This window comes from Dietzia sp. IN118 (assembly GCF_032905965.1).
Lineage (GTDB): Bacteria > Actinomycetota > Actinomycetes > Mycobacteriales > Mycobacteriaceae > Dietzia > Dietzia kunjamensis.
Window position 1 is genome coordinate 1 of the sequence record NZ_JAUMSR010000008.1, and the last position, 4,593, is coordinate 4,593.

The window sequence follows — 4,593 nt, forward strand, 5'->3', positions numbered from 1 at the left end:
AGACATGGGTCGAGGCCCCTTCGGGATTGGGTGTAGAGGTACTTCCAATCCTTCAGGGCCTCGACCCTCTTGCTCCCTACTGCTTCACCGGCGTGTCGCCCTCACCCACACTCAGATGCGAAGAGCCCGATATCCAGGTCTTATGTAAAGCCGGTCACGCAACGCACTGCACCACAGAACGAATGTCCGACCGCAGGAGCAGTATGTCTCTAGTGGCTCGCGCTTGCGCGCCGACTTCACGCACGAGGGGCAGACGCACTTGATGAGGGCGAGTACACGTAGCCAGACCGGAGCTATCGGCGAACGTGCTGTGGCAATGCAGTTTGAGAAGCTGGGCTGGGGCGTGGCGGAGAACCCGACGCAGCACGACCTAGGAACGGACCTGTGGCTTCAAGCACGCGACGAGCGCCGATTCGACCTCGGCGCATTAGTGGGGGCGCAAGTCAAGGCGGGCGAGTCATGGTTTAGCAACCCACACCACGAGAATGGCCAACTAGTTGGCTGGTGGTTTTCGGATTCCGACGGCCGCCATGTCAAGTATTGGACCGGTCATCGTGTGCCACACCTACTGATTCTGCATTCAATTCAGTCTGGGGTCTCGTACTGGGTGCAAATAACGAGGGACTCGATCCTGTCGACGGGCAAGGGGGCGAAACTTCTCGTTCCAAAGTCGAATACGGTCGATTCAAACCACTTCGGTCGCCTAGTTCAGGTCGCACTGGGTGATCGAGCGGGTTATCAGTGGGAAGGAAGCACATGGAATGGCGGAAGCTCCATTCTCCGGTCCGATCGGCTTCGCTTTGCCCTATTGACACCCCGCCTGATCGCACCGCACCCAAATCTTACGGTCACTGAGCTCAGAGCTGAGTCCTCAATCGCTCTGCTGATCAAAATGCGCCTTCGAGATCTTGATCCGAACAATCGCCGAGAGACAAAGGCTCTGAGCATTGACGAGGCTCGTGAGTCTGAAGACTGGACATGGCAGCTATACGCCGCGATGTATGACGCTCTTGTCAACGGAGAAACAATCGAGGCCATCCAGTCGCTAATAGATACAGCGGTCGAGCCGTTTCAGAGGGCATCTGCGGCCGCTATCTTCTGCTCATTGGTCGTCGAAGAGGGCGAGCCAAAACGTGGACTGGAGGCAGTGTCAGAAGTCCTTGAACGAGATGACTGCGGGCCAGTTGACCATGCCTGGCTCTTAACCCACAAGGCGAGATGCTTGACCGAATTAGGTTGCCTGGAACAGGCGTACGATCTTGCGGTCGAGGTTCAGAATATTCGCGTCAATTCGGCTGATGACCCCACCGTGATGGCCATCGTTGGATCAAGCTCCGATCTAATTTTCACAATCAGCGGATGGCACTCGAGCAACATTCCAGCCGCCATTACCGGGCGGGACACGCTAGCCGCATGGTGGCGCACTCAAGAAGTCGCCTGGGGCTTACAGCACAACTGGCAATCGGCGTTCAAACAATGGGCTCATGACCCTAGAAGGACATTCGGCAGAATCGATGAAACATGGTTGCGGCTCCGGACCGCTTCACTCATCGCAGGGATGAGCGCTGACCACGGCTCATGGCGATACGCCACAGGAATGCTGGGAGAGCGGATTCTCACCGCGGTCACCGCAGAGGCAGGTCAGACCGAAGGTGCGGATGCGCTGGGAATGCTAAGGAGAGCAGGCGCCACCGACTCGTTGAAACTGGCGGTTCGACAGTTCCTTCGCGCTGGTCCGGCCCAAGCCGCAATGGACGACGCGGCCCGTATTGACCTCGACCTGTCTACTCGAACTTCGTTCCAAGCAGACCTCGAGATGCTGCGGCAGGCAGCCGATGTGCTACCGGTATCAGAAATTGACCGGCACATTCGTTGGATCTTGAGAGGTCTTCAGGATCTGACTCCAATTTTCGAACGCGCACGCCCTACGTTCGCAGTAAAGCCAACCCTCATCGACACCCTCACGGACCTGATGCCGGGCGCTTCGGAAACCGTGATCAGCGAGGTTATCAACCATCTTGTCGCGCTGCCGCCACAAAAAGATCAGGGCGATGCCCATCACTACGCCGCACTGATGTCCAGAATTCCAGACGGTGCCTGGACAGATTTTGACCGTGAATCGCTGTCCACAAGACCTGAAGGCGACAACTTCGAACTGGTGGAAGCGATCACCATTCTTCTTGCACGAAATGATCACAGCGTGCGAGAAGCTCAGCGCAAGAAAATTGCCATTGGGGACCTCGCTGCATTAAGGGCGTTCGGTGACATCCGCGATCTGGACTCGAACACAGCAAAGTCTCTGATTGAGCACCTTGCCGCTAGTATCTACTCTGAAGTCAGGGGCTTAGAAAACGGAGAGCACCATATACGTAGTATTGATTTCGCCAGTACCCTCGCTCTAATTAACAGGTGGCATCCTTCGGTGGCGAACTGGGATCCGTTCATATCTCTCCTGACGGCGAAGACTCTATTTTCCGAACACTTGAGTGAGCCTCTTAAACAGTTGAAGTGGATAGGGTCGGGGATCCCATCGTCCATTATTGACGCTCTTGAACCGGTACTTAAACACATTCTAGAAAACCCTCCGCGACCAGACCCGTTTTTCGGCTCCCCTGACATGAGCGGGCATGCCGCCGCAGCCCTCGCTGCCATCAGGCCGGGCGCAGTCACCAATGCCGAGCTCTGGAAGCTCCTCAAAGGGGACCAAGAAAGCCGAGCCGCGGCCGTGCGAGTGGTCGCAGGACGCGACAATCCCGGAGATCTGACGACTTTGGCTGTACTCGCTCAGGACCCAGAGGCGCCGGTAAGGGCGACGGTCGCCGTCAGTCTCGCTCGGTGGGCGGTCGAGGGCATAGCCGACGAGCCAGCACTCCAATTGCTGACTCAGGTTCTGCAAGATTCAGGCACTTATGTTGCGCGGTCGGTCGCGGCGCAGCTTGCCCACATGGAGCCAAGCGACGTGACTGCCCCACTAATAGAGGCGCTACGGGACCATCGGTCGTCAGCGGTGCGCCGAGCGGTTCAATCGCACGGGTCCACGGATCGCTGAAGCAGTCGACTAGCCCAAAAGTTGCCTAAGTTTGCCTTTGAAGTGCTCGGTACAGCGTCGATCGACCCACTCCGAGATCGCGGGCGATCGCCGACGGCCCCTCCCCCGCCTCGATGCGGGCACGGGCCTTGCCGATCTGCTCGTCAGTCAGGACGCGTTTGCGCCCCTTGTACTTGCCCTTCGCCTTGGCGATGGCAATACCCTCAGCCTGGCGCTCACGGATGATGGCCCGCTCAAACTCGGCGAACGCCCCGAGCAGCGAGAGCATGAGGTCTGCGCGAGGATCCTGGGCGCCGGCGGCATAGGTGGCCCGCTCGTGAACGAACTCCACGCTCGCACCCTTCGCCGTGATCTCGCCAACGATCTGCTTGAGATCAACCAGCGAACGAGCAAGACGGTCCATCGACGCAACAACCAGCTCATCACCATCTCGCAGATACCTAATGCATTCCTCGAGCTTCACCCGATCAGCACGCGAGCGAGCGGACTGCTTCTCGATATAGACCCGGTCGCACTCCCCCACCGCCTCGAGCTGACGCGCCTCGTTCTGATCCGCGGCCGACACCCGCACGTACGCCACTCGCTGCCCACGAGGACGCGAGGCCCGGCGAGCTGGCTTCGGATTCGTCTTCGGCTTTCGCTTCGGGTTCTGCTCGATGATGTTCTCCGAGTCCGCCGACTCCACCCGAAAGTTCCAATCCAACTCGTCCCGGCGCCGGAACTGAGTTCGCTCCTTCCCGCGGCTGACGATGAGCACCTCCTCGCCACCATCACCCGAACGGTTCAGCAACGTACCAATCCGATCAGCCATCGAAAGACCCTTTCGCCCGGAATCTGTATCAATAGATCTTAGACCCGACCGGACGACGTTTCATAAGTGCCAAACTAGACCCTGTGACACAGCAGCGATGTGTGGCTTTCGCCGTTATATGGCGGGGTTCTGTCGACGCTCTGTGGCGGCATCTGCTCATGGCGATACACGCGAGCACCGGTCTGGTCACAGATAGCGGCAGACGGTCGTGGTGTCGCATTTGGTGGGGTCGCTGGTGGTGGCACTGTGGTGAAGGTGCGCGACGGTGTGTCGCAGTGCTTGCAGGTCGGCGATTTGGCGGTCCAGGTCGCCCAGGTGGGCTTCGAGCAGGGCGTGCACGTGCTGGCAGGGTGCGACTCCGGCGTCGCGGATGTCGAGGATCTCGCGAATCTGGGCCAGGGTGAGCCCAGCGGTGCGGCCGCGGCGAACGAAGTCCAGGCGCGCCAGGGCCGCAGGGGTGTAGTCGCGGTATCCGTTGGCGGTGCGCTCAGGCGCAGGTAGTAGGCCGGCTTCTTCGTAGAAGCGCAGCGTCTTGGTTGTGGTGCCGCTGGCCACGGCCAACTCACCGATGCGCACAGTGGCCCCTTTCTCGGCTCTCGTCCATGTTTGGACCGTTCCCGCTCTGGTGGACACCCGGAGATGAGCGGTGAGTTCCCCCAAGATAGAGGGAGCGGATTATGGGATCTACTCGTCGGAGCTTCACTGCCGAGTACAAGGCCAACGCGGTAAGTTT

3 protein-coding genes are annotated in these 4,593 nt (G+C 59.2%); 1 reads left to right on the forward strand and 2 read right to left on the reverse strand.

Annotated elements, in window-relative coordinates; genetic code table 11:
* Positions 1-262 precede the first annotated feature (262 nt).
* The gene (locus Q2K20_RS17865) at positions 263-3,049 is read left to right on the forward strand and encodes a DUF4365 domain-containing protein (RefSeq protein WP_269529622.1); all 2,787 of its coding nucleotides are present in this window, start codon (positions 263-265) and stop codon (positions 3,047-3,049) included.
* A gap of 25 nt (positions 3,050-3,074) precedes the next feature.
* On the opposite strand, the gene Q2K20_RS17870 is transcribed toward Q2K20_RS17865, so the two are convergent.
* Entirely contained in the window at positions 3,075-3,860 is a 786-nt protein-coding gene (locus Q2K20_RS17870; protein WP_269505608.1) for a recombinase family protein, read from the reverse strand.
* Between the two features lie 186 nt (positions 3,861-4,046).
* Positions 4,047-4,436, reverse strand: coding sequence for a heavy metal-responsive transcriptional regulator (locus Q2K20_RS17875; protein ID WP_007928756.1), 390 nt, complete (start codon positions 4,434-4,436; stop codon positions 4,047-4,049).
* Positions 4,437-4,593: the final 157 nt, after the last annotated feature.